Below are 25,601 nucleotides of genomic sequence, written 5' to 3'. Positions count from 1 at the left end.
GAAGTCATGGTAAATCAAAGTCCAGAACAAAGATCTAGAGATAAGATTGATCTTATGTTACAAAATGCTGGTTGGAGTGTTCAAGATAAGAACAAAGTTAATTTATCAGAAAGCAGGGGTGTTGCTGTAAGAGAATATCAAACAGATGTAGGACCTGCTGACTATGTTTTATTTGTTGATAGAAAACCTCTGGGGGTAATAGAAGCTAAAAAAGAGGAAGAAGGACAAAGATTAACAGTTGCTGAGGACCAAGCATATGGTTATGCACAAGCAAAACTAAAGTATAATCTAAACAAGGAGCCTTTACCTTTTGTATATGAAAGTACAGGGGTTTTGACAAGGTTTACTGACTATAGAGACCCTAAACCTCGTTCACGGCCTGTTTTCTACTTTCATCAACCATCAACTCTATTAGAATGGTTTGAGGAAGAAAAAACCCTAAGAGCTCGATTGCAGGATATGCCTACTTTAGATGAGGAAGGGTTAAGACCTGCGCAAATAAAAGCTATAAAAAAACTAGAGATATCCTTTAAAAACAATAAACCAAGAGCCTTGATTCAAATGGCTACAGGTGCTGGAAAGACATATACTGCCTGCACTTTTGTGTATAGACTATTGAAGTTTGCAAATGCTAAAAGAATACTTTTTGTTGTAGATACTAAAAACTTAGGTGAGCAAGCTGAACAAGAATTTATAAAATATCAGCCTAAAGATGATAACAGAAAGTTTACAGAGCTATATAATGTTCAAAGACTAACATCTAGCTACATAGCCCAGGATAGTCAAGTTTGTATTTCTACTATTCAAAGATTATATTCAATTTTAAAGGGTGAAGAGCTTGAAGAGTCTTCTGAGGAGGAAAATCCTAATGAAAGTAGTTGGCAATGGAGGAAGAAAGATCCCATGCCAGTTGAATACTCAAAGGTAAATCCTATAGAACAATTTGATTTTGTTATTATAGATGAATGTCATAGATCAATCTATAATTTATGGAAACAAGTATTAGATTATTATGATTCTTTTTTAATTGGTCTTACAGCTACACCAGATAAAAGAACTTTTGGTTTCTTCAATGAAAATGTAGTAAGTGAATATACTTATGAAGAATCTGTTATTGATGGTGTCAATGTTCCCTATGATGTTTTTACAATAGAAACTGAAATAACCCAAGCTGGAGCTAAACTAAAAGCCAAAGAGTTTGTTGATAAAAGAGAAAGACTAACGCGAAAAATGAGATGGGAACAGTTAGACGAGGATCTTGAATATACATCTAAGGACTTAGATAAAAAGGTAGTTAGTAAAAGTCAAATTAGGAATATTATCAAAGCATATAAGGAAGCCTTGCCTACAATTTTTCCTGATCGTTATTATGAAAATGGAGATTTTGAGGTACCAAAAACTCTTGTATTTGCAAAAACTGATAGTCATGCAGATGATATTATAGATACTATAAGAGTAGAATTTAATGAAGGCAATGAGTTTTGCAAGAAGGTAACATACAAGACTGACGAGGACCCTAAGTCAGTCCTAAATAGATTTAGAAACTCCTGGAATCCAAGAATAGCAGTAACTGTAGATATGATAGCAACAGGAACAGATGTAAAACCGTTGGAAGTTTTGCTTTTTATGAGAGATGTAAAAAGCTCTAATTATTTTGAGCAAATGAAAGGAAGAGGAACTCGTACCATTAGTTTTGATGATTTAAAAAAGGTAACTAGGGCAGCTAAATATACTAAGACACACTTTATTATTGTAGATGCTGTAGGTGTTACAAAATCACGAAAGACTGATAGTAGGCCTTTGGAAAGAAAGAGAAGTGTAGCCTTAAAAGACTTATTGGGTGCAGTAGCTATGGGTGCCCAGGATGAAGATCTATTCACTTCCTTAGCAAATAGGTTGATTCGCTTAGACAAGCAAATTACAGAAGATGAAAAAGATAGATTAAAAGAAATAAGTGGTGGACAAGACCTAAAAGATATGACTAAGAATCTATTAAATGCTTATAACCCAGATTTAATTGAAAGCAGAACTATTGAATTAGTAAGTGAGATTCCTGAGTCGAAAAGAACACCTTTAAAAGAAGAAGAGTGTAGAAAGAAAGCAGAGAGTCAACTAGCAACAAATGCAGCCAAGGTTTTCACTGGAGAGCTAAATGAATATATTGAGAATGTAAGAAAGCTACATGAACAGATTATTGATAATATAAACCAAGATAGAGTGTTGAGAGCAGAATTCGATAGCTTTACAAAGGAAAAGGCTAAAGAACTTGTAAAAAGTTTTGAGGACTATATAGAAGAAAACAAGGATGAAATTATTGCTTTAAGTATCTTTTATAATCAACCTTATAGACTGAAAGAATTGACTTTTAAGATGATAAAAGACTTATTTAAAAAGCTAAAAACTGAAAAGCCCCTACTTGCACCGCATTATGTATGGGATGCTTATAGTCAATTAGAAGATGTAAAGGAATCCAGTCCCATAAATGAATTAGTGGCTCTTGTTTCTTTAGTAAGGAGAGTTTCAGGTATAGATGAAAAACTTACTCCTTATAATAGAATTGTAGATAGAAATTTTCAAAGATGGGTTTTTGGGAAACAGGCAGGACCATTAAAATATACTGAAGAACAAATGGAATGGTTGAGGATGATTAAAGATCATATAGCCACTAGTTTTCATATTGAAGTTGACGACTTAGATTACCATCCATTTGATGGTCAGGGAGGCAGAGGAAAAATGTATAAATTATTTGGAGATAATATGTTGCAAATAATAAATGAGTTAAATGAGGTATTGATAGCATGATAAAAGAATATTGGACGGAAGGAAAATTAGAAGACTTGCTTAATTATGTTCAACCTACTAATTATATAGTTGATTCGACAGCTTATAATGATACTTATAAGACACCAGTATTGACTGCAGGAAAGACTTTTATTTTAGGTTATACTAATGAAGAGAATAATATATTTACAGAACTTCCAGTTATAATTTTTGATGATTTTACAACAGCAACTAAATATGTAAATTTCAAATTTAAAGTCAAGTCATCAGCTATGAAAATATTGGTGCCAACATCAGACGAAGTAAATGTTAAATATGTTTATTATTATATGCAAACAATTAGGTATAATGTAGATACACATAAGAGATATTGGATTTCAATATTTTCAAAACTAAATATTTCAATAGCCCCTTTACCAGAACAAAGAGCTATTGTAGCTAAAATTGAAGAATTATTTTCTGAATTAGATAGTGGAATAGATAGTCTTAATAAAGCAAAGAAGCAGCTAGAAGTATATAGACAAGCTGTGCTGAAAGCAGCATTTGAAGGAAAATTAACAAAAGAGTGGAGAAAAGAAAACAATTATTCTATAAAATACTTAGAGAAAATAAAAAAGGATATCAATGAATTTATTTTAAATAAAAAAGGGCAGGATATACCTAGGCGCCTACCTACTGTCTCATTTGATGAATTGCCTGAAATACCCTTTGGTTGGTTGTGGGTCGAGGCGCATAAGGTTTGTCAGTCTGTAAGGGATGGAACACACGATACTCCGAAGTATGAAAAAACAGGGATTCCATTAGTAACATCTAAAAACTTAAAAGATGGGGATATTGATTTAGAAAATGTAAGTTATATATCTATATCTGATCATAGGGAAATTAGCAAAAGGTCTAAAGTAGAAGAAAAAGATATACTTTTTGGAATGATAGGCACCATAGGTAGCCCCGTAATAGTAAAAGAAGATAATATATTTAGCATAAAGAATGTAGGATTATTTAAGAAAAATGAAACATTAATTAAATCGAGGTATTTGTATTATTACTTATCAAGCTGGTTTTCCAAAAAGATAATGTCTGATAAAGAATTAATAAGAGGTACAACGCAAAAATTTATATCTTTAGGTGGCTTAAGGATGTTACCAACTCCTCTGCCTTTGATAGACGAACAAGAAGAAATTATAAAAGAAATAGAATCTCGTCTATCAGTTTGTGAAAATATAGAAGCTAATATAGAGGAAGCTTTTGAAAAAGCTGAAGCTCTACGTCATAGCATTTTGAAAAAAGCCTTTGAAGGTAAATTGCTTTCTAAAGAAAAGTTAGAAGCTTGCAAACAAGAAGATGATTGGGAACCAGCCGAGAAATTACTAAAAAGAATCAAAGAAGCTACTAAGGAGGCAAAGTAATAATGGTAAATGAATCTAATATAGTATCAAAAGTATGGAGTTTTGCTAATATATTAAGAGATGATGGGGTTGGATATGGTGATTATTTAGAACAACTAACTTATTTGCTTTTTTTAAAAATGGCAGATGAATTTTCCAAACCTCCTTATTTTAGAGAAATAAACATTCCAGAAGAATATGATTGGAGTGAATTAAGAAAGAAACGTGGTGCTGAACTTGAGGACCACTATAATAAAACTTTAAAAGAATTGGCTAATGCTAAAGGAATTCTAGGACAAATTTTTACCAAGTCTCAAAATAAAATTCAAGACCCTGCTAAACTTTATAGGATTATAGAAATGATAGATAAAGAAGACTGGGGCATGATGGGATCAGACTTAAAAGGGAAGATTTATGAAGGACTCTTAGAAAAAAATGCAGAAGATACAAAAAGTGGTGCAGGACAGTATTTTACCCCTAGATCTCTTATTAAGGCCATGGTTGCCTGTGTTCAGCCTGAACCAAAGAAAACTATAATAGATCCAGCATGTGGGACAGGAGGATTTTTTCTAGCATCCTACGATTATATTAGTCAAGCTCATAATTTAAATAGGGATGAAAAAGAGTTTTTAAAAAATAAAACCTTCTATGGTAATGAAATTGTAGCCAATACTAGGCGCCTTTGCTTGATGAATATGTTTTTACATAATATAGGTGAAATTGATGGTAAAAGTTTTATTTCTTCCGCAGATGCCTTAATAGCAGATGAAGGAAATAGATATGATTATGTTCTGGCTAATCCACCTTTTGGGAAGAAATCTTCTATGACTATTACCAATGAAGAGGGTGAGCAAGTTAAAGAAGATTTAGTTTACAATAGACAGGACTTTTGGGTGACTACATCAAATAAACAATTAAATTTTTTACAGCATATTAGGACATTGTTAAAAGAAAATGGACAATCTGCAGTGGTTCTTCCTGACAATGTATTATTTGAAGGTGGAGCGGGAGAAACAGTTAGAAAGGAATTTCTTAAAACTACAGATCTTCACACGATACTAAGGTTGCCAACAGGGATATTTTATAGACCAGGTGTTAAGGCTAATGTACTCTTCTTTGACAATAAGCCGGGAGCAAGAGACCCTTGGACAAAAGAAGTATGGTTTTATGACTATAGGACCAACGTCCACCATACTTTAAAGAAAAAACCAATGCAATTTGAAGATTTAGAAGACTTTATAAAATGCTACAATCCATCGAATAGACATGATAGGCGGGAAACATGGTCAGAAGAAAATCCAGAAGGAAGATGGAGAAAATACAGCTATGATGAAATCATTGAAAGAGACAAGACAAGTTTGGATATATTTTGGCTTAAGGATGACAGCCTAACTGATTTAGAAAACTTGCCAGATCCAGATATTTTAGCTAATGAAATAATAGAAAATATAGAGGCTGGATTAGAGAGTTTTCAGGCTTTGATGGAAACTTTGAATGGAGAGTAGTTCGAGGCTATGTAAGATGTATAATGCAATAAATTTTAAGGGGACTTTTTTATAAAGCAAGAGTTGGAGGATATTATTATTTAAAAAACCCTATGATGGTAAGGAGCTTATGATATTTTATGAAGAGATGATATTTAAGTGTCTGAGTAAGAGGTGAAAATATGGTCTGGTCTATTAAAAATGAATTGATAGAAAAATCAAAAGAAGCAATGATGTCTGCAATACAAATATATAATAACCCTCTAATAAAATTTAAATCTGAAATTTTCATTGTCACATCTGTAATTTCTTGGACGTATTTAATGCATGCCTATTACCGTAGCATAAATGTAGATTATAGGTATTATAAAATGCAAGGTAAAAGAAAAAGCTATGATAGGACTAAGCATAAAGCATATAAATATTGGGACTTAGAAAGATGCTTAAATGATAAAGAATGTCCTTTAGATAAGGGAACGATTTTAAATTTAAAGTTTTTAATCGGGATTAGACATGAAATTGAGCATCAAAGAACAGATAAAATTGATGATTATATTGGAGCGAAACTCCAGGCTTGCTCATTAAACTATAATAGAGAATTGGTAAAGTTATTTGGAGAAAAACATAGCATTCAATCACAGCTTAGCCTAGCTATTCAGCTAACACCATTAAATCCTTTACAAGAACAACAGTTGAGAAAAGAAGCTGATAATCTAAAATATTCTAATATCATCAAATTTGTAACAGAATTTGAAGCAGGATTATCAGATGAAGAATTAAAATTACAGTCGTATGCGTACAGAGTTGTATATGTTCCTATTTCGGTAAATAGAGCTAATCAAGCTGATAAAGCTGTAGAATTTATAAAAGCTGGTAGTGAAAATGCAAAAAATGTAGAAAAAGTACTAATTCGGGGTGTTGAAAAACCTAAATATTTACCATCACAAATTGTAAAAAGAATGAATGACGAAGGGTATGAAAAGTTTTCTATGCACTATCATACTCAACTTTGGCAAAATAAAGACGCAAGAAATCCTAGGTATAATTATGGAGTGTATGTAGCCAAACAATGGTATTGGTATGAAAATTGGTTAGATGTTGTAAGGGAATACTGTCAAGAAAGTCATTCATAACCAAACTTAAAATCTTTACGAAAATTTGATTAGGATGAATTTAAAATTATTAATTGGTCAGGGGGCAAAAATGAATAATTTAGAAAATCAAGCTATATTGTTAGGTGCCAAATTAACAGAAATTGCGATTAGAAACACTACAGAGACTATAATTAATAAAGTATCTGCAGTCAAAGCAAAAAAAGATGATAAAGAAACAATAAATGTCCTAGAAGAAATAATTAATGATTTAATAAAAGATAAAAATGATTTGGTTCAAGTATCCAGAGCATATGAAGAAGAGTTTATAATGAGGAAAATATCAGAAGATGACCTAGTATATATTACAGAAAATTTAATCCCAGTCCTTAATGAGTTATTTATTACATTAATGGGTTTTAAAACAATTGATGATGAAAATACTTTGAAAATAGAAGAAATTCAGTCCTTAATGAAAATTTTACATCCAATTTTATCTACTGAAACTTTAAAAATATTGCAGTTATTAGGATTTGATTTCAAATCGGCTATTGGTGAACCATTAACTGAGTTGTTAAGAAATCTTATTCTTAGCAAAACAATCTCAAATAATACAAATATGACAGAAATTATAACTCCAGAAGTAGTGGAATTGTTGAAAAATAAAAGTGCTTTTGATAATTTTATAAAATTTACGAAGGGACTATAGCATTATATTTTTTAATTATATTAGCTAGAAAAAAGAAATATTAATGATAGAGGATTCACAAACGGAATCGGAACTGGGACTGGAACGGGTAAAGTTAAGTTGAAATACATCTAAACTAGACGGATAGAACATAAATGAACGGTAAAATAATGGCTAATTTGAAAGCTTTACCATATAGTTAAAGATATGAAATGTAGAGTGGGAGTGATCTACGACTGGGAATAAAAAAGGAAATTTGAAGAGCAAATATTTAAGGTGGCTAGAGTTTATCTGGTCACCTTTTTTATTTGGTGAAAGAGGAACGTTTAAGGCAATATAGGGTTTAGAATGCAAAATACAGAATTAACTTACGTTTCAAAGGCTCCACTGGAGCTTTTGAAACGTAAGTTAATTCTGAGTGCAGTGAAGAATCTGTACTTGTAAAGTATGTAAGAAAAACATCGAGATAATTTCGATTCGTTGTTAGATTGTAGAGATTCTTCGTAGTAAGATTCTGGGAGTGACTGAAAACAGTAACTTGGGTCAAGCTAACTCGCCTATAGGTGAGAAAATGTTTTAAACAATCGATTAACCATTGTTCAACTACTGTTCAATTATTTCTAATTTAAGATTCTTGTAAGAATTCTGTAATAAGTATTTAAAATAAACATAGTATACTTGATTATACAAAGAGGAGGGGAAGTATGAGTGTTCTTGGAGTAAATAATGTTTATAAGTCTTTAGGTAAAAGAGAAATCATCAAAGGAATTGATTTTTCTGTAGAAGAAGGAGAAATCTTTGGCTTTTTAGGACCTAATGGGGCAGGTAAGACGACGACGATAAAGATGATTGTAGGACTTATTCGGCCGGACAAAGGTAGTATTTCTATTAATGGAGCTGACATTTTAAAGGATGGCAACAGAGCCAGAGCTAAGCTAGGAGCAGTGGTGGAAAATCCAGAAATGTACAATTACTTATCTGGTATGGCGAATTTAAAGATGATTGCCGAAATTCGAAAAATACCGAAACAAGATATATTGGATGTGGTAGAGTTAGTAGATTTATCAAATCGAATAGATGATAAGGTAGGAAAGTATTCTTTAGGCATGAAACAGAGGTTAGGCCTAGCTTGTGCTCTTTTGGGAAAACCAAAACTGCTTATTTTAGATGAACCTACTAATGGATTAGATCCATCTGGAATCATCGATTTTCGAAATATTGTAAAAAATGCTGTAAAGGAACTAAAAACCTCTGTATTTATTTCTTCTCATATACTTAGCGAGGTACAACAATTGTGTACTAGAGTAGCTTTTATCAATCATGGAGAGATCAAGAGCATGGAAGACTTAATTAACGGAAACGTCCAACAGGGATACGAACAAATTGCAATTGTAGCAAGTCCAGTAAGTTCTATAAAAAATATATTAGATAGTGTTGGAGAAGTTTCAAATGTAGTGCAAAAGGGTACAGAGTACTGTGCTGTAATAGAAAAGGGAAGCACTCCAAAAATCATCAGAGCCTTAGTAGAGCAAAATGTAGACATATACCAGATCTATCAAAAACAAAATAGTTTAGAACAAAGGTATATGGAATTAGTAGAAGGGGGAAAATAATATGGCTATTCTCATACGACAAGAGCTGTACAAACTCTTTAAGCGAAAAAAGACTCTAGTTGTTATCGTGGGATTTATCTTGCTAACAGTATTTTTGTGTTACGGCATTAAGCAAAACGCTTATTATATGGAACAATACAGTAAACCAGAATTTCAAATTCAAAATCTAGAAGACAATATAGCATATTTAGAGAAGGACATGGAGAATATTCCAGACGAAATAAAAAACGATGCGGATGAAGCAAAACTGTATCAGGACCGAATCCAAAACGATATTAAAATGATGGAAGAAGAACTAAAGATGCTAAAGACAAGAGTAGATGAAAATCTATCTTGGAAAGAAATATTAGAACAAGATATCTCAGAATATGAAAAAATAATTGAAGAAAATAAAGTGATTTATTCATCTGGAGATTTAGCTTCTGCGAAACTAGAATTAGAGCAATTGGAATACTTACAAGACAAGGAAATCAAGCCACAAGAAAATTATGATTTTAATGCATTTATTTATATTAATGAATTAGTTTTGCAACTTGGTCAAGTGTTTTTGGCAATTGGCATTGCCGTTTTTGCAGCAGATATGGTTTCGGGTGAATGGACACCACCGACTATGAAATTGCTCTTAGCTCAGCCAGTGTCTAGGAGAAAAGTTCTTTTATCTAAGTTTTTTGCTGTTTCCATTGCGGCAGTAGGATTGATTATATTAATTGAATTTTTGTCCTTTATCTTAGTTGGTTCGTTATTTGGCTTCGGTGATGCAAATTATCCAACGGCTATAGGCAAGGCCTTTGATTGGGATCTTTCCGTACTGCTTGAAGATGGAACTCATCCATTAGAATTAATTGACGGTAGCTGGAAAATTGTTCCTATTTGGCAATATACTCTCATGTTATTAGGATACCAAGGGCTATTTATTTTGACGGTTACATCCTTTGTCTTTATGATATCCTCTATTGTAAAGAGTAGCATGGTTTCTATGGGTGCAAGTGTAGTATCCCTTATTGCGACAACAATTGTATTTCAGATATCGAGCTTTTATGGTTTGTCTAAACTTGTTTTTACCACCTATTCATCCATAGGAGAAATCATTACAGGAGATATATCTGCTTATTTAAGCGACCCGAATCTTACGGCCGTCACAGGAATACTCATTTTAGTAGGGTGGATAGTATTGTGTTATATTCTCTCCCATATATTATTCACAAAAAGAGATTTGCTTATTTAAAGCAAAGTAATTAAAAAAGAAGCAAATGGCTTCTTTTTTGATTCTAAGCCGTAAGTTACTACGTCACCGAAGGTGATTAAAGGCTTTTATATGGTACTTAGAAATTATGACAAAGGGAGACACATTTATAAATGTGTCTCCCTTTCATAAAGGATCTTCTAAAGTCCTAAAACACTCTTCTACTTGTTTGCGTTGTCGTCATCAGTTACAGTGTCTTCTACTTCATCCCCAGCATTTTCTGCATCATCTTTTATTTCATCCCCAACGTCATCTACATCGTCGATAACGTCATTTTCTAGATTATCGTCATTGATATCTCCGTCATTACCAGGATCCACTTGTTGTTCTTCGATGGGTTGGTTTTGTTCTTCAACAGGATCCTCGTCTGCTGTACAAGCAGAAAAACTAAAGATGAAACAAGCCATAGTTATTAATAATAAAAATTTCTTTTTCACATAAAAACCTCCTAAATATAGTTTATCAATAATATTAAATTCTTGATAAATTTACTATTCCCTATTTATACGAAAAAATTATATTTTTATTATATAGAAAAATATAATTATGGTCTTTGTAATAAAGTAAGTCTCTGTACAAACTCTTACTAAAAAATGTTATACTAGAGTCAATAAATACTCTTTTAAAGAAGGGGAATGGAGGAGTAAAAATGGATAAATTTTATCTAAATAAAGAGGATGCAATTGTATTAGTCATTGATATTCAAGAAAAATTGATGCCAGCAATACTTGAGAAAGAAGCGTTAGTGAATAAGAGTAAAATTCTTATATCTGGAGCAAAGGTTTTAGAAGTGCCCGTATTTGTAACAGAGCAGTACCCTAAAGGTTTAGGCAAAACGATAGGCGAAATAAATACGCTCACAGAAGATGATCCTATATTTGAAAAGATATGCTATATTTGTTGCACTAGTGAGGTCATGGAATACATAGAAAAAACAAAGAGAAAACAAGTGATTATTACAGGTGTAGAGACACATGTTTGCGTATATCAAACAACGAGGGACTTATTAAATCACGGCTATTCTGTATTTGTGGCTAGCGATGCAGTAAGCTCTAGAACCCTGAAGAACAAACAAAATGGCTTAGAATTAATGAAAGATATGGGAGCTGTTATAAGCAATACGGAGACTTTGCTATTTGATATGTTAAAGGTCTCTGGGACACCAGAATTTAAAGCGATTTCGAAATTGGTTAAGTGATTTTAAGGTGGTCAGGAAAAACATACTCGCCCTCGGGCGAGTCAAGACTCTAGTTCCTGCTATTGTCATTCTGAGTACAGCGAAGGATTCCTACCAAGTGACTATTAAAGGAACGCAAACCTCGCCTCTAAGCGAAATAATGTAGATGGAATGACACCCCGTCGTTCCGTTATAAAGCCCAAAATGCTTTTATTAACCGATCACCTCTTAAATTACCGCAGGCACTTTAAATAAGTATATCAAAGGTACCATCACCATTTTCTACAAATTCTCTATTGGATTTTAATACGGTCTTATTTGGATACTCAATCATTTCTACTGTCAGGCCATTTGGATAGGTGTAGTAATACCTTTTATAATGTTGACCATTTGTAACTTCTTTTTTATCGTAATTCATATTAAATGAAGTCAATACTTTTATATCAGCATCCCGTTCAAAAGTGTATTTAAACATAATAGACTCCTTTATTTGTTTATAAATAGTATAACCCCATAGAAAGTTTAAATGTATTATTTGCTTATAAAATCAGACAATATTTTTATGAGACAAATTAAAAAAATATTGTAAAAAGAGAAATTATGTGCAATTAGATATTGTAATCTGACTAATTTTATATAATAATAAAAAGTGAGGAAGCTATGACTACACTTAAAGGGGAAATGACTATGTCAAAAGATTGTTTTAATATTGAAGGGTATCTTGAAAGAATTAATTACAAGGGGAGTTTAGATGTATCCAAAGAAACTTTATATAATATACACATGGCTCATGCTCTAAGTATTCCTTTTGAAAATCTAGACGTTTATTTTAAGAAACCAGTTTATTTGGACAGGGAATCTTTATACAAAAAAATTGTAGCCAATAAAAGAGGCGGATACTGTTTTGAAATGAATGGCTTGTTGTCTATTATCCTAAAAGGATTGGGTTTTAAAGTATCAAATTTATTAGCACGTATTACAATAGATAACGGAATAACTTATAAAGCAAAAACTCATCAAGTTTTGTGTGTAGAAATAGGTGATGAAAAATATCTATTAGATGTAGGTTATGGAAACAACGGCTTGGTTGCTCCTATACTCATAGAGCCAGGAAAAGAACAAGAACAGTTCTATGATACTTTTCGAATTATAGAAGTTGAAAAGTATGGATATGTATTGCAAAGAAAAGTGGAAGATGAGTTTGTGTATATATATGCCTTTGATTTAGAAGAATGTAGTCCAGCGGATTTTCTTATGTCTCATCACTTTACATCTACGTTTTCAGAGTCTCTTTTTGTTAACAAAAAAGTATGTACTATGCCTACAAAAGAAGGACGTATCACTTTAACAGACGATCATTTTAAGGTAGAAAAAGATAATAAAACATCCATACTAGAAATAGAGGATGATGACCATTACAATGAACTGCTAAAAGAACATTTTAAATTGGATTTAGAGACAATAAGATAGTATAAGAGCACCTCTCTTACTCAGAGGTGTTCTTTTTAGATAGTAAAATCAGTGGTCGCAGAATGATCTGCTATTTTACTTAGAATTAAGAACTAAAAAGGGGAGATGATGTGTTGAGATTTCATTATAAAGAAAAAAAAGAGGCTATTGTAATCACAGGTATAGAAGGTATTACAGATAATATTGTAAAGATTCCGTCTGAAATCAATGGTAAGCCAGTAAGAGAAATTGGCCCAGAGTCTTTTCAAAACATCAAAGGAATAAAAGTTATAGAAATACCTAATACCGTTGTTAAAATAGGAAAGTGGGCTTTTAGTAACTGTAGTGACTTACAAGAGATGAATATACCTGATACAGTAGAGGAAATCGATCGTAATGCATTTTCTTACTGTACTTCTCTTAGGTTTGTTCATTTACCGTGTAATCTAAAAGAAATAGGCAAATCCATCTTTAGCGGTTGCAGCAAGCTTAAAGATATTATTATACCAGAATCCGTTATCCATATAGGGTGGTATGCCTTCGTAGATTGCAAAAATTTAGATAGTATCCATATCCCTGATAAAATTGTAGAGATAGGAGGGGCCGCATTTAAAGGATGCACTACTTTAAAAAGGATTCATATTCCTTCTAGGGTAAAAGTAATCGATTGGCATGCTTTTGAAGCGTGTAACAGTTTAGAATCCATAGAGGTAGAAGGTGAAAATGAGAATTATTCAAGTATTGACGGAGTTCTTTATGATAAGGCCCAAGAGACTTTAATATACTATCCTATTAACAAAGGAGAGTTCTTTGAGATACCAAAGAAAGTAAAAAGGATTCAAGAAAACGGCTTTTGGGGTAGTATAAATCTAAAAGAGATAATCATTCCTGAATCGGTGCAATATATAGGGGCTCATACTTTTAATGGTTCTGCTCTTGTAAGCATAGAAATGTCAGATAAGGTAAAAATTGGACAATGGGCTTTTAGCGGTTGTAAAAATCTGGCAAAGGTGACCCTAATAGGAGACGGAAAAAATAGTTTAAAGGGATTAGAACCTCTGAGAAAAGGTATATTAAACAATAAATTGCAGTATTTTTCTGGTAGTGACTTTGCTTTTGACTTTCTTCTAAGTGTTGAGCAAAAAGGACAATTAGCTCTTTTATATTGTAAGGGTCAAGGCGAATACAAGGGGATGCCACAAAAAACCTATGAAAATTACATTTCATCTCATATTAATCACATTATTTTAGAATTAATACATGAGGATTCACTAGAAGGGCTGCATTATTTAGCTCGTACAAATAGAATAGACCCTCATAAAATTGATGTATTCATTGAAGAGGCAAATACGTATAAGTCTATTAAAGTTCTGGCCTTCCTAATGGAGTACAAAAATGCGAATATCCACAATGAAGATATTGATGATCCACTGTCTTTAGACTAAGGGGAAAATCTTATGTTTACCTAATTTATGAGGATGGAGATGTGTATGAATCAAGAAGAACAAATAAAAAAGTCAAGAGATTTAGCGAAAGAGATACTTTTATTAACCCGAGATCATCTTTTGGTATCGTTGCGTTTTCTCCATATGGCCTTGTATCAGTTCAAATCCTTTCAGCTTATAGATAATAATACCATAGGGTCAAATGGAGAGATGCTTTTCTATGACTATAAGTACATCTTAAAAACCTATAAGGGAGAAAAGGAAGTATTAGCTAGAACTTATTTGCATATGGTTTTTCACTGGATCTTTTATGATCCATTTAAGGTAGGTATAGAAGATGCTAATTTGTGGAATCTAGCTACAGATATAGCCGTTGAAAATATCATATTAGAATTAAACATAAAGGCCGTTGAGACTCAGAGGGATATAGAACAAAAAGATGTAATTGATAAATTGAAAGAAAAGACAGAAATTACAGCAGAAAAATTGTACAAGTACTTTTGGCGTAATCCTTTGACTGAGGATCAATTAAAGAAAGATAGTGCATTGTTTAAAAGGGATGAGCACTCTATCTGGGGATTTAATCTAAAGCAGAAACAGTTTGACAGTCAAATAGATGCAGAATTTATATATAAAAAATTTGAAGAACAAAAGGAAGAATACCAAGAGGAGATTCAAGAAGAGTGGGAGAAAATTAGTGAGAGAGTCAAGGTGGAACTAGAGACCTTTTCTAAAGAACGTGGAGAAGAGACCACAGCTTTGATTCAAAACATAAAAGAAGTTCATCGGGATCACTACGATTACGGAGAATTTCTAAAACAGTTTTCTGTTCTATCAGAAGAAATCCAAGTCAATAATGATGAGTTTGATTATGGATTTTATACTTACGGAATGCAACTATACGGAAACCTTCCTCTAATTGAGCCGCTAGAGCACAAAGAAGTCTATAAGATTAAGGATTTTGTTATAGCAATAGATACTTCTGGCTCTTGCTCGGGAGAAGTTGTGCAAGACTTTTTAAATAAAACATACTCCATTATGAAGAGTACAGAAAACTTTTTTAAAAAAGTAAATATTCATATTATTCAATGCGATGCAAAAATTCAGCAGGACACAAAGATTACTTCAGATGAAGAGTTTGAAAAATTTATGGACAATCTCCAATTATTTGGTTTTGGCGGAACAGACTTTAGACCTGTTTTTTATTATGTAGAAGAACTAATAGAACAAGGAGAGTTTGATAATCTAAAAGGGCTGATTTATTTTACAGATGGATATGGTATATTTCCAGAGTGGAGACCAAAATATGATGTAGCTTTTGTCTTTTTAGATGAAAATTACAATGAGAAAAAAGTACCGTCCTGGGCCATAAAATTGGTTTTACAAGAAGATGAATTAAAAATTTAGGAAATACAGGAGTTATTTAAAATGAATATTGAAGAAGCAAAAGAGCAAATAAAAAATTCTGTAAGAATTTATCTTAAAAAAGACGAGTATGGCGATTATAAAATTCCACTTGTCAGACAGCGTCCTGTCTTTTTACTTGGGCCTCCAGGAATTGGAAAGACGGCTATTATGGAGCAAATTGCACAAGAGCTAGGAGTAGCTTTAGTTTCTTATTCTATGACTCATCATACAAGACAAAGTGCTTTAGGTTTGCCCTTTATTGAAAAGAAAATCTATGGGAATCAAGAGTATTCCGTGTCAGAATATACTATGAGTGAAATCATTGCCACTGTTTATGAAACCATGGAAGAGAGCAAGGTAAAAGAGGGGATTTTGTTTTTAGACGAAATTAATTGTGTATCTGAAACACTAGCTCCAGCTATGTTACAATTTCTTCAATATAAGATTTTTGGACGCCACAAAGTTCCTGAAGGATGGGTTGTAGTGACTGCAGGAAATCCACCTCAGTATAATAAATCTGTTCGGGAGTTTGATATTGTAACGATGGATCGTTTGAAAATCCTTGAAGTGACAGAACAATATGAAATCTGGAAAAAGTACGCATCTAAGAAGGGCATACATGGTTCTATATTAACTTATTTAGATATTAAAAAAGATGATTTTTACTTGGTCGAGACAGCCATAGGAGAAAAGTCTTATGTGACGGCAAGAGGTTGGGAAGATCTATCAGAAGCCATTGCTTTGTACGAAGAGGAAAATCTTACAGTAGATGAAGTGTTAGTGAGCCAATATATTAGGAATAGAAAGATAGCAAAAAACTATGCTATTTACTATGACTTATATCAAAAGTATAAAAAAGACTATAAAATAGGGGAAATCCTTGAGGGGTATGCAGACGAGAATATTAAAAAACGTGCAAAGGAAGCGAAATTTGATGAGAGATTATCCCTACTAAACCTATTATTAGAAGCTATGCAAAGAGACATCCGAAAGAATCTTTTTACAGAGAGTTATTTAATGGATTTGGTGAAAGTTTTAAAACAAATAAAGATAGAGTTAAATGAAAATACAAAACCACCCATAGATATATTAGAGGAACATATAGACGAGCTTACTTTATGTCTAGAAAAGGAGAAAAAGGCTAATAGTCTATCTTATGAGAAAAAACGAAACGACCAACTGATTATTAAAATATTAGAAGAAAATAAAACTCAAATTAAAAATAAAAATGTCACCCAGCATTTAGAGGTTTATGAATATATTAAGAAGAATTTTGATGAAGCTGTAAAAAATATGAGAGAAGAAACCAGTATGGTTCAAAAGAAGATGCATCACATGTTTGATTTTGTAGAGCAGGTATATGGGGAAGGACAGGAGATCTTCATATTAGTAACAGAATTGACAGCTGATTATTACAGCGCAAAGTTTATAAGCAGTAAAGGATCTGAAGATTATTACAAATACAATAAAAGGTTAATGTTTTTAGATAGGCAAAAGGAAATTCTCCAGGAATTGGATGGGTTAGCGGAAAACTGAAAGATTAGCTAAAAGCAGAACTCGCATTTAAGCGGGGAAATTCTTTTAGCAATCCTTTTTTAACTACGTAACGATAGTTCAATCAGCATTTAATCGTAGTTAAAAACACTATCCTGAAATCGTTTTACGTGATATAATATTTGTATTAGAAGATTGGCTCGCTAAAATCAAAATATTTTCTGCGCTTGCACGAGAAAATGGGATGATTTGCGCGAAGGCAAAGTAAACATCAGCCAAACTTGTTTGAATTGATGTAAGTGCACCCGCGGACGACGTGAAGTGCTATAAGCAAGTGTAACGACCTAAGCTACAACGTAGCTGAGGCAATTTGCGATATTTTATGATAAAGAAACGAATGCAAAATTCTAAAATAAAGGAGCATGGAGTATGGATGATTACGGAAAAATTAAAGAGCTTGCTTTAGAAAGTGGTTTTACGCATATTGGAGATCTGGATGCAGACCTTATTGAACTGCGAACAGAAGTGCGAGATATGTGTGCAGAGAATAAATGTAAGTCTTACGGAAAGAACTGGTCCTGTCCACCAGGATGTGGAACGCTACCAGAATGCGAAGAGAAGATTCGCAAATTTAAAAAAGGATTGATTCTGCAAACTACTGGTGAGCTTGAAGATTCTTTTGATTTTGAATCGATGACAGAGATTAATGAAGTTCATGGCAAAGCAATTGCTGATTTTGCAAAAAAGATAGGAGAAATTTATCCTGATGCTATGGTCTTAGGAGCTGGAGCGTGTACGATATGTAAAGAATGTACATATCCGGATGAGCCCTGTCGTTTTCCAGATAAAATGATTTCTTCTATGGAAGCTTATGGAATCGTTGTAAGTGATATCTGTTCTGCAAACAATATACCTTACTACTATGGCCCTAATACACTGACTTATGTAGGTTGCGTATTAATGAATTAGTTTTGTTTTATTTGTAATGAGATCACCTTTTGCTGAATAGCTATTAATAGTATTCAGTAAGAGGTGATTTTTTATGAGGTGTGATGATGCGTAGCTACAAATACATAGTGCGAGTTCTACTAATACTTATTGTAATTGGCTGTATTACAGTTACCCTAGGCATGTATTCTAGATTATTTGAAGATAAAGAAGTAGAAAAAATAGCAAGTCAACTTCTTAATGATATCAATATAGCTTATTTAAACAATGATGAAGAGCTCCTTAAACAGGCTTATGATCAGGATGTTCTTCACGGAAAATGGGCATATGAATACGCTATAAAAAAGCAAGATTATCTTAATAAATGGGCAAAAAAACAAGAAATAGAATATACAGATATAAAGAGTTATCACAAGTTTCCCAAAATAACAGGCTCTGATTCTACCTATAATTTAACTGTAAAATCTATAGATGAATATATTTATCAGTACAAAGGTGAGGACAAAGAAAACAGTTATAAGATTGCAGTATACCACTATATGAGAATTGAAATGAAAGAAGATCGCTGGATTATTACAAAGGATTGGTCATCTGATCCAATGGCAGATAGCATTTCCTTAAAAGACGAAAAAAAAGAAGAGATAATGAAGTACATTAGTAACTACAATCCTGAAAAATACAAATTAGAAGGTCGAAGAAAAAAGGCCATCAAGTACGCAGACAAATATTGTAGTGCTTATGAAAACAGTAGCTACAATAAAGATTACCGAAATTACAATCCTGTTGGTGGAGATTGCGCTAATTTTACATCTCAAGTCCTACACGAAGGGGGAGGCTTTAAGAAAAACAGCCTGTGGAATTACCATAAAGGGGGGAGTCTAGCTTGGATAAAGGCTCAAAATCTTACGAATTACTTTTTAAATAGCGGGAGAGGCTCAAGAATAGCTGTAGGGAGTTATGAGAATGTATACCAATCAGCCTACAAATTGCAGCCAGGAGATATTGTCGCTTACGAAGAAAAGGGGAAGATTGGTCACGTGTCTATTGTATCGGGTTATGATTCAAAAGGATATCCTCTCGTAAACTGTCATAATGTAGACCGTTATAGAGTACCTTGGGATATAGGCTGGAATCGATCTGGAATTACTTTTTGGTTGATTCGAGTGCATTATTAATCATTTAGTATAGCACTTTATTTGTTGGTATAACATGATTCTTTTGAATAAGGATGAAAAATGACATATTATACCGATAATAAGTTGACTATTTACTTGATTTTTTGAATATAAAGGACTACAATAATAAATATAAGTTATGGTAACGTTATCATAACAAAGGTATAGAATATAGTAAATATTGTTTTTCTAAGGGGGATGCTATAGTATGGAAGCGATAATAGAAAGATTAGAAAATATGAAAAAATCTGTTATGTTAATGGGTTCGGAAGCTGATTATAAGTATTCAGATGGTTGGAGAGATGGTTTTCAAACAGCAATCGATCGAGTAGAAAAGCTGATACAAGATCAAGCATAAAATGAAATGAAAAGTAGGAATGATTTGTTTGTTCCTGCTTTTCATTTTTTTAATGGTTGGACAGAAAAAGTACAATTGTTCAACTATCATTTAACTACTGCTAAACACTTGTTAAATTTCATGAATCTACGATATGTTTTACCATTATATGTTATACTGTATTTGAGAATTCTATTGGGGGTGAAAAAATGGGCGGTTTATCTTTGCTTTTTATTGCCCTTACAGCGTTAATTTCTATAGGATTTCCAATTGTCATGATTATCTATTTTAAGAGACATTACAATGCTTCTTTATCTTATCTTGTCGTCGGTGCTTTGGTGTTCACCATCTTTCAATTGTTCATACGAATTCCGCTGTTAAATTGGCTTGGCGGTCAATTTTGGTTTTATACCTATATCGTTCAAAATGAAAAACTGTATATTGTGATGTTAGCTTTGACTGCAGGTCTTTTTGAAGAGATTGGACGATATGTAGCCTTTAAGTTTTTGCTAGTAGATAAACGTGAATGGGAAAATGGGGTGATTTTTGGCATTGGCCATGGAGGAGTAGAATCCATTATCTTAGTGGGCGTAAACTATTTGGCTTTTATTTTTATATCCTTACATTTGAACTTTGGTTTATTCGAAAATATAGTAGGTCTCTTGCCGAATATAGATACCGTAACTCTATTATTACAGGAAACTCCCCCTGCACTTTATTTGCTAGCTGGCATGGAACGGCTATTTACTATAATTATTCACATAGGCCTTTCTTTACTTGTTTTAGGATCTATTCGCGTTGGGAAAGTTACAGGCCTTATTATAGCCATAGGGCTTCATACTTTGCTTAATGTATCAATTTTGCTCATATCGTCCAATATATGGATTGTGGAGGGCATAATAGGCATAGGAGCTATCTTCAGTATAATATATATACATCGTAAAAAAAGTCTGTGGAAATTTGTAATATAGGAGGGATAGAATTTGAAAAGAATAGCAATCCTTTTTTTGCTTTTACTCTTATTACCAGCTTGTAGCAAGGGGGTAGATAAAGAAGAAGTCCAAAAATACGCGGATCCTATGGTCGAAAATATGCTACAAGGAATGAATGAAGACAATTATGAGAAATTTAGCAAGGACTTTGGCCCTATAATGCTTGATGCCTTAAATGTAGAAAATTACGAAGGAATCATTAAAAAACAAATAAAAGATATTATCGGTAATTACGAAAACAAAGAACTAGCAAAAGTAGATAAAGTGTCACAAGGTGACGAAGATTACATTGTGGTAATCTATAAAGCTACATTTTCAAAAGAAACATCAGATGTCGCCGTCACAGTTTACTTTACAGAAGGAGAAGACCCTAAAATAGAGACGCTTCTATTTAATTCACCTAAATTAGTGGAAAATGCTAAATAAGGCGGTCTGTCGTAGGTTGCGGACTTATAGCTCCTTTTAGTCGCTATAAGTCTCGCCAACCTTGACAGGGGTAATACCATTCGATTTCTCTTACCTTCGGACAAGATAAATCGGGTATTACTCCCAGGTGGTTAGCAAAAGCAAAAACAAGAGCCACCGTTGGTGGCTGATCACTATTTTTTATTCGTTTATCAATTCAAACGTATGTATGTATTCAACAGGTTCGCTGTTGTAGGTGGTGTATCTGCTGATGAATTCCTTCGACAGTTTATCTTTTAAGTCTATTAAATAGGTATTTCCCTGGAAATCGGATATCTTCCACTTGTTATTTTCTTTTGTCCATAGAATCATTATGTTTTGCTCTTCTTTTAAGGTGTATCCTGTAGCCGTATATGCCACCGCATTTTCCTTTTGCTGGGGAATATGTGGAGACACAATCATATTAATATAGCAGTATTTACTTGTAGAAGTGGCCTCGCCATAAACTTTAGATATTTGAATGTTTAAAAGATCATAGTTGAAAATATTTTTCGTCTTGTATTTCTCAATCAATGCGGCATCGTTCTTTGTTACATCCTCTAAGATAATTGGATTTAAATCATCGTGTTTTATATGATCTTTAAAGGTCTCTTTATCTATAAAATAATCAGCAACTTCTTCTTTATAATCTTCATAAGTCATTTGAATATTATGTATTTGCCAATTACAAGAAAGTAAATTAGTAGTCATTTGAATAATTTCCTCGTTTACTTTTTCTTCACTTTTTACGCAAGATGATGTAATAATCAAAATGGATAGAATTGATGTTAGTATCATTATTTCTTTTTTGCGTATTATAACTCTCACCTCTCTTAGAGCATAAAAGCTCTTTTTATATATGTATTATATGTCTAGTGAAAATATTTCAGAATAATTCTACAGCGATTAATGCTATAATGTGTAATGTGCAGTAATAATCAAAATCTTGAACCAAAGTATTGATTAACACCATATCAATGTTTTAAACATCCAACTTAGAACTAAATCAGAGGAGGTTATAAAAATGAGATTACATGGAATTGAATATGTATCCTATCCTGGATCCTTAGAATATATTAAGGAGTTAAAGTATAAAAAATACTTCATTGTCACAGGAAAATCATCTATGTTTAAAAATGGAACGATCCCTCGGTTAGAGAAGATATTAGAGGAAAATAATTGCCAGTATAGTGTATTTTCGAGCATAGGTGCAAATCCTACAGCTAGTGAAGTTGTAGCAGGGGTCAATAAAATGAAAGCTTTTAAGCCTGATGCGGTAATTGGTTTGGGAGGGGGTTCCGCTATTGATGCAAGCAAGGTTATGATACTTTTATATGAACATCCTGAACTCAATTTCGAAATCATCAGAAAATCCCTCGACATCAATATTTCTAGAGATATAGGACTTATTGCTATTCCGTCCACCTCGGGTACAGGTTCTGAGATGACAAAAACCTCAGTCATCACTTATGGAGAAGAAAATATTAAAATAGGATTAAAAACATATAATTTTATTCCAGATTACGCCATACTGGACGGTGAGCTTACCTTATCTATGCCTAAAGAGGTGGTAGCTCAAACGGGAATGGATGCTATGACCCATGCTGTAGAATGCTACACGAATAAAAATCTAGACGACTTTAGCGAAGTCCTTTGTAGGGGAGCTATAGAAGGACTCTTTGAATACTTGCCAATATCCTATGAAAAAGGGGATATTACAAGCAGACAAAAGGTGCATAATTATCAATCTATGGCAGCTATGGCCTTTCACAATATAGGTCTTGGAATGGATCACGGCATCTCCCATAGTATCGGGGGCATGTTCGACTATGGGCATGGCTTAATCAATGCAATAGGCTTACCATATGTTTTGAGCTATAATTCTAGAGATTCCCTAGTGAAGGAAAGATTAGATAAGCTTGCAAAAGCTATTGGGCAAGATAATTTTATAGAAAGCATCAAAAATTTAAACGATAGATTAAATATTCCAAAGAGTTTTAAAGAGATGGGAATTTCAGAAGAAGCGTTTTTATCTCGCTATGATGTAGTATTAGACAATGCCCTGTTAGGCTCTACTAGAGCAAATCCAGTAAAAATGACTAAAGAAGAGATGGATAAAGTATTAAAATCCATCTACTATGGTAAGATTCTTTTTTAGAAAGAAATCTATATTATTACAAAAAACTTAGGGTATAAACCAAAGAGTAAGGAGAAGAATATGAATCTTTTAGATGGATTAAATAAAATGCAGCAAAAGGCTGTGATTCATACAGAGGGGCCACTGCTTATATTAGCAGGAGCAGGTTCAGGAAAAACTAGAACGATTATTCATCGTATAGCCCATATTATTCAAAGCGGAAAAGGTCGGGCAGATCAGATACTAGCTTTGACTTTTACAAATAAGGCGGCGCAAGAGATGAAAGAACGTATGGTAAAAATGGATGTATCTCATGTAGACCGAATTTGGATGAGTACCTTTCATTCATTATGTGCAAAACTTTTACGCTTTCACGCCCACCTTTTAGGATATGAGAGAAGTTTTGTTATTTACGATTCAGCAGATCAAAAAAATGTTATTAAAGATTGTTACAAAGAGTTAAACATTGATGAAAAATCTCTAACTATTGGCTCGGTAACTAGTGCAATCTCTCAAGCCAAAGAAAAGGGGACTTCACCAGAAAAATTCTTACGTGAAAATGAAGGGGATTTCAAAGGAGAAAAGATTGCTCAAATTTATAAACTATATCAAAATAAGCTTATGAGTAATAATGCTATGGACTTTGATGATTTGCTTGTAAATGTTGTGAATCTCTTTAGACAAAATGAAGAGGTACTTCAGTATTATCAAGATAAATTTAAGTATATTGTAGTGGACGAGTATCAGGATACAAATCCGATTCAATACCATATTGTAAAGATGTTAGCCGATAATCATCAAAATATTTGCGTATGTGGAGATGATGATCAAAGCATCTATGGCTTTAGAGGCGCAGATATAAGAAATATTTTAGAATTTGAAAAAGATTTTGATTATGCAGAGATTGTACGCCTAGAACAAAACTATCGTTCTAGTACTACCATTATTGAAGCGGCTAATAGTGTCATTCAAAACAATCCAAATAGAAAAGCAAAAGAAATGTGGACAGACAATCCAGAAGGTGAATTAATAGAGATTAAGCAACTGTTTAGTGAAAGGGATGAGGCAGATTATATTGCTTCAGAAATTTCTAAACTTGATAGAGAGACAGATTGTAACTACGGTTCTATTGCCATATTGTATCGTACCAATGCTCAATCTAGGGTATTTGAAGAATCCTTTATGGGAAGAGGTATTCCTTATCAAATTATTGGTGGTTTAAAGTTCTACTCTCGTATGGAAATCAAAGATATTCTCTCGTATTTGACGTTGATAGAAAATCACAAGGACGATGTAAGTTTTAAAAGGGTAATCAATACGCCAAAAAGAGGTCTAGGAAATGCTACAATAGAAAAACTTCAAGAATTTGCAGACTTTAAAGGCATGAGCTTATTTGAGGTAGTATTAAATATCGAAGAAATGGTTGGTTTGTCAAAGGCAGTTATGAATAAGTTCATAGCATTTTCAGACATGATGAAAGGGTTTATAGAAATAAAGAATAGTTTATCTCTTAGCCAATTAATTGATAATATTATGCATACTACAGGGTATATGGATATGCTCAAAGAGGGCAAAGTAGAGAATGGTCAAAGTAGAATTGAAAATCTACAAGAATTAATCTCTAGTGCTGTAGAATTTGAGAGTAACAGCGATGACGTATCGTTAACAGCTTTTCTAGAAAATGTATCTTTAGTCGCAGATATAGATGATTACTCCGAAGGTCAAGGTCAAGTCAAGCTTATGACCCTTCACAATGCTAAGGGCTTAGAATTTCCAGTAGTTTTCATGCCTGGCTTAGAAGATGGCATATTTCCACATTCCAGATCTTTAAATGACGATAAAGAACTTCATGAAGAAAGAAGACTTTGTTATGTGGGTATAACTAGGGCCAGAGAAAAGCTTTATATGACCTATACCAATTACAGAAAGCTATACGGAAGGACGAGCTACAATCCTAGATCAAGGTTTTTAGATGAAATTCCTGCCAATTTCATCTCTGGTGATGTAGAAAAGCAATCTACCTTTACGGAAACCGAAACATCTCAAAAAGGAATTATTAATAAAAATAGCATTTATCAACAACTAAACCGAATGCAACATACTTATTCCCATCAATCAGAAAAAAAATCCAGCAAAGGAGATATAAAAGAAGGGACAAAAGTCAATCATGCTAAATGGGGAATGGGTACAATCATCAATATCTCAGGACAAGGGGATAATGCCATCGCCTCTATAGCCTTTCCAGGAATGGGAATTAAAAAAGTAGCTTTAAGTATGGCGCCGATTACGATTGTTGGTTAGAAATAGGTGG

22 protein-coding genes are annotated in these 25,601 nt (G+C 33.0%); 19 read left to right on the top strand and 3 right to left on the bottom strand.

Going from position 1 to position 25,601, the window contains the following annotated elements; all coding sequences use genetic code 11:
- The first annotated feature begins 6 nt into the window (after positions 1-6).
- The 7 genes from Q7P22_RS03475 to Q7P22_RS03445 all read left to right on the top strand — a co-directional run bounded on the left by Q7P22_RS03475 (position 7) and on the right by Q7P22_RS03445 (position 10,267).
- Positions 7-2,802 carry a DEAD/DEAH box helicase family protein gene (locus tag Q7P22_RS03475; protein ID WP_303860668.1) on the top strand — a complete coding sequence of 932 codons (2,796 nt, stop codon included), beginning with the start codon at positions 7-9 and terminating at the stop codon, positions 2,800-2,802.
- Positions 2,799-4,187 carry a restriction endonuclease subunit S gene (locus Q7P22_RS03470; protein ID WP_303860665.1) on the top strand — a complete coding sequence of 463 codons (1,389 nt, stop codon included), beginning with the start codon at positions 2,799-2,801 and terminating at the stop codon, positions 4,185-4,187. The genes Q7P22_RS03475 and Q7P22_RS03470 overlap by 4 nt, the downstream gene beginning before the upstream one ends.
- Before the next feature lie 2 nt (positions 4,188-4,189).
- Complete coding sequence (locus Q7P22_RS03465; RefSeq protein WP_303860663.1) at positions 4,190-5,671, top strand: class I SAM-dependent DNA methyltransferase; 1,482 nt, start codon at positions 4,190-4,192, stop codon at positions 5,669-5,671.
- 161 nt (positions 5,672-5,832) lie between these two features.
- Entirely contained in the window at positions 5,833-6,783 is a 951-nt protein-coding gene (locus Q7P22_RS03460; RefSeq protein ID WP_303860662.1) for a DUF3644 domain-containing protein, read from the top strand.
- 70 nt (positions 6,784-6,853) lie between these two features.
- Positions 6,854-7,450, top strand: coding sequence for a hypothetical protein (locus tag Q7P22_RS03455; RefSeq protein WP_303860660.1), 597 nt, complete (start codon positions 6,854-6,856; stop codon positions 7,448-7,450).
- A gap of 683 nt (positions 7,451-8,133) precedes the next feature.
- Complete coding sequence (locus tag Q7P22_RS03450; RefSeq protein ID WP_303860657.1) at positions 8,134-9,042, top strand: ABC transporter ATP-binding protein; 909 nt, start codon at positions 8,134-8,136, stop codon at positions 9,040-9,042.
- Position 9,043: 1 nt separating this feature from the next.
- Positions 9,044-10,267 carry an ABC transporter permease subunit gene (locus Q7P22_RS03445; protein WP_303860655.1) on the top strand — a complete coding sequence of 408 codons (1,224 nt, stop codon included), beginning with the start codon at positions 9,044-9,046 and terminating at the stop codon, positions 10,265-10,267.
- Positions 10,268-10,446: 179 nt separating this feature from the next.
- Here the strand turns inward: Q7P22_RS03445 and Q7P22_RS03440 are convergent, their stop codons facing one another.
- A complete protein-coding gene (locus tag Q7P22_RS03440; RefSeq protein WP_303860652.1) occupies positions 10,447-10,722 on the bottom strand; it encodes a hypothetical protein in 276 nt (91 codons plus the stop codon).
- 212 nt (positions 10,723-10,934) lie between these two features.
- Here Q7P22_RS03440 and Q7P22_RS03435 point away from each other — a divergent pair, with 212 nt between their 5' ends.
- Entirely contained in the window at positions 10,935-11,483 is a 549-nt protein-coding gene (locus Q7P22_RS03435) for a hydrolase (protein ID WP_303860649.1), read from the top strand.
- 226 nt (positions 11,484-11,709) lie between these two features.
- Here the strand turns inward: Q7P22_RS03435 and Q7P22_RS03430 are convergent, their stop codons facing one another.
- Complete coding sequence (locus Q7P22_RS03430; protein ID WP_303860646.1) at positions 11,710-11,937, bottom strand: hypothetical protein; 228 nt, start codon at positions 11,935-11,937, stop codon at positions 11,710-11,712.
- A gap of 212 nt (positions 11,938-12,149) precedes the next feature.
- On the opposite strand from Q7P22_RS03430, the gene Q7P22_RS03425 reads away from it, so the two are divergent.
- From Q7P22_RS03425 to Q7P22_RS03385, 9 genes are all read left to right on the top strand, one after another.
- Positions 12,150-12,932: an arylamine N-acetyltransferase gene (locus tag Q7P22_RS03425; RefSeq protein ID WP_303860644.1), complete on the top strand. Its 783-nt coding sequence runs from the start codon at positions 12,150-12,152 to the stop codon at positions 12,930-12,932.
- A gap of 113 nt (positions 12,933-13,045) precedes the next feature.
- Positions 13,046-14,356: a leucine-rich repeat domain-containing protein gene (locus tag Q7P22_RS03420; RefSeq protein ID WP_303860642.1), complete on the top strand. Its 1,311-nt coding sequence runs from the start codon at positions 13,046-13,048 to the stop codon at positions 14,354-14,356.
- Positions 14,357-14,401: 45 nt separating this feature from the next.
- Positions 14,402-15,763 carry a VWA-like domain-containing protein gene (locus tag Q7P22_RS03415; protein WP_303860640.1) on the top strand — a complete coding sequence of 454 codons (1,362 nt, stop codon included), beginning with the start codon at positions 14,402-14,404 and terminating at the stop codon, positions 15,761-15,763.
- Positions 15,764-15,784: 21 nt separating this feature from the next.
- Positions 15,785-17,299: an ATP-binding protein gene (locus tag Q7P22_RS03410; protein WP_303860637.1), complete on the top strand. Its 1,515-nt coding sequence runs from the start codon at positions 15,785-15,787 to the stop codon at positions 17,297-17,299.
- 387 nt (positions 17,300-17,686) lie between these two features.
- Positions 17,687-18,226 carry a DUF2284 domain-containing protein gene (locus tag Q7P22_RS03405; protein ID WP_303860635.1) on the top strand — a complete coding sequence of 180 codons (540 nt, stop codon included), beginning with the start codon at positions 17,687-17,689 and terminating at the stop codon, positions 18,224-18,226.
- A gap of 83 nt (positions 18,227-18,309) precedes the next feature.
- Entirely contained in the window at positions 18,310-19,380 is a 1,071-nt protein-coding gene (locus Q7P22_RS03400; protein WP_303860632.1) for an amidase domain-containing protein, read from the top strand.
- A gap of 208 nt (positions 19,381-19,588) precedes the next feature.
- On the top strand, positions 19,589-19,738 hold the full coding sequence (locus Q7P22_RS03395) for a hypothetical protein (protein ID WP_303860630.1): 150 nt from the start codon (positions 19,589-19,591) through the stop codon (positions 19,736-19,738).
- 188 nt (positions 19,739-19,926) lie between these two features.
- A complete protein-coding gene (locus tag Q7P22_RS03390; RefSeq protein WP_303860626.1) occupies positions 19,927-20,688 on the top strand; it encodes a YhfC family intramembrane metalloprotease in 762 nt (253 codons plus the stop codon).
- A gap of 12 nt (positions 20,689-20,700) precedes the next feature.
- A complete protein-coding gene (locus Q7P22_RS03385; RefSeq protein WP_303860623.1) occupies positions 20,701-21,135 on the top strand; it encodes a DUF3887 domain-containing protein in 435 nt (144 codons plus the stop codon).
- 180 nt (positions 21,136-21,315) lie between these two features.
- Here Q7P22_RS03385 and Q7P22_RS03380 read toward each other — a convergent pair whose 3' ends face one another.
- Positions 21,316-21,951, bottom strand: coding sequence for a hypothetical protein (locus Q7P22_RS03380; protein WP_303860620.1), 636 nt, complete (start codon positions 21,949-21,951; stop codon positions 21,316-21,318).
- Between the two features lie 226 nt (positions 21,952-22,177).
- Here Q7P22_RS03380 and Q7P22_RS03375 point away from each other — a divergent pair, with 226 nt between their 5' ends.
- Together Q7P22_RS03375 and pcrA are read left to right on the top strand one after the other, a co-directional pair.
- Positions 22,178-23,311 carry an iron-containing alcohol dehydrogenase gene (locus tag Q7P22_RS03375; protein WP_303860617.1) on the top strand — a complete coding sequence of 378 codons (1,134 nt, stop codon included), beginning with the start codon at positions 22,178-22,180 and terminating at the stop codon, positions 23,309-23,311.
- A gap of 60 nt (positions 23,312-23,371) precedes the next feature.
- Positions 23,372-25,591 carry a DNA helicase PcrA gene (gene pcrA, locus Q7P22_RS03370; protein WP_303860614.1) on the top strand — a complete coding sequence of 740 codons (2,220 nt, stop codon included), beginning with the start codon at positions 23,372-23,374 and terminating at the stop codon, positions 25,589-25,591.
- The last annotated feature ends 10 nt before the right edge of the window (positions 25,592-25,601 follow it).

Source organism: Alkalibaculum bacchi, from assembly GCF_937875145.1.
In the GTDB taxonomy this organism is placed as follows: Bacteria; Bacillota; Clostridia; order Eubacteriales; family Alkalibacteraceae; genus Alkalibaculum; species Alkalibaculum bacchi_A.
This window is presented reverse-complemented; position numbering and strand designations above follow the sequence as displayed.

What these genes read in the sequence shown, in the direction of transcription:
- Q7P22_RS03465 (WP_303860663.1), top strand. Translation starts at nt 4,190, where the DNA reads ATGGTAAATGAATCTAATATAGTATCAAAAGTATGGAGTTTTGCTAAT.
- Q7P22_RS03375 (WP_303860617.1), top strand. Translation starts at nt 22,178, where the DNA reads ATGAGATTACATGGAATTGAATATGTATCCTATCCTGGATCCTTAGAA.
- Q7P22_RS03425 (WP_303860644.1), top strand. Translation starts at nt 12,150, where the DNA reads ATGTCAAAAGATTGTTTTAATATTGAAGGGTATCTTGAAAGAATTAAT.
- Q7P22_RS03390 (WP_303860626.1), top strand. Translation starts at nt 19,927, where the DNA reads ATGGGCGGTTTATCTTTGCTTTTTATTGCCCTTACAGCGTTAATTTCT.
- Q7P22_RS03475 (WP_303860668.1), top strand. Translation starts at nt 7, where the DNA reads ATGGTAAATCAAAGTCCAGAACAAAGATCTAGAGATAAGATTGATCTT.
- Q7P22_RS03415 (WP_303860640.1), top strand. Translation starts at nt 14,402, where the DNA reads ATGAATCAAGAAGAACAAATAAAAAAGTCAAGAGATTTAGCGAAAGAG.
- Q7P22_RS03455 (WP_303860660.1), top strand. Translation starts at nt 6,854, where the DNA reads ATGAATAATTTAGAAAATCAAGCTATATTGTTAGGTGCCAAATTAACA.
- Q7P22_RS03400 (WP_303860632.1), top strand. Translation starts at nt 18,310, where the DNA reads ATGATGCGTAGCTACAAATACATAGTGCGAGTTCTACTAATACTTATT.
- Q7P22_RS03470 (WP_303860665.1), top strand. Translation starts at nt 2,799, where the DNA reads ATGATAAAAGAATATTGGACGGAAGGAAAATTAGAAGACTTGCTTAAT.
- Q7P22_RS03380 (WP_303860620.1), bottom strand. Translation starts at nt 21,951, where the DNA reads ATGATACTAACATCAATTCTATCCATTTTGATTATTACATCATCTTGC.
- Q7P22_RS03450 (WP_303860657.1), top strand. Translation starts at nt 8,134, where the DNA reads ATGAGTGTTCTTGGAGTAAATAATGTTTATAAGTCTTTAGGTAAAAGA.
- Q7P22_RS03405 (WP_303860635.1), top strand. Translation starts at nt 17,687, where the DNA reads ATGGATGATTACGGAAAAATTAAAGAGCTTGCTTTAGAAAGTGGTTTT.
- Q7P22_RS03395 (WP_303860630.1), top strand. Translation starts at nt 19,589, where the DNA reads ATGGAAGCGATAATAGAAAGATTAGAAAATATGAAAAAATCTGTTATG.
- Q7P22_RS03410 (WP_303860637.1), top strand. Translation starts at nt 15,785, where the DNA reads ATGAATATTGAAGAAGCAAAAGAGCAAATAAAAAATTCTGTAAGAATT.
- Q7P22_RS03430 (WP_303860646.1), bottom strand. Translation starts at nt 11,937, where the DNA reads ATGTTTAAATACACTTTTGAACGGGATGCTGATATAAAAGTATTGACT.
- Q7P22_RS03435 (WP_303860649.1), top strand. Translation starts at nt 10,935, where the DNA reads ATGGATAAATTTTATCTAAATAAAGAGGATGCAATTGTATTAGTCATT.
- Q7P22_RS03445 (WP_303860655.1), top strand. Translation starts at nt 9,044, where the DNA reads ATGGCTATTCTCATACGACAAGAGCTGTACAAACTCTTTAAGCGAAAA.
- pcrA (WP_303860614.1), top strand. Translation starts at nt 23,372, where the DNA reads ATGAATCTTTTAGATGGATTAAATAAAATGCAGCAAAAGGCTGTGATT.
- Q7P22_RS03460 (WP_303860662.1), top strand. Translation starts at nt 5,833, where the DNA reads ATGGTCTGGTCTATTAAAAATGAATTGATAGAAAAATCAAAAGAAGCA.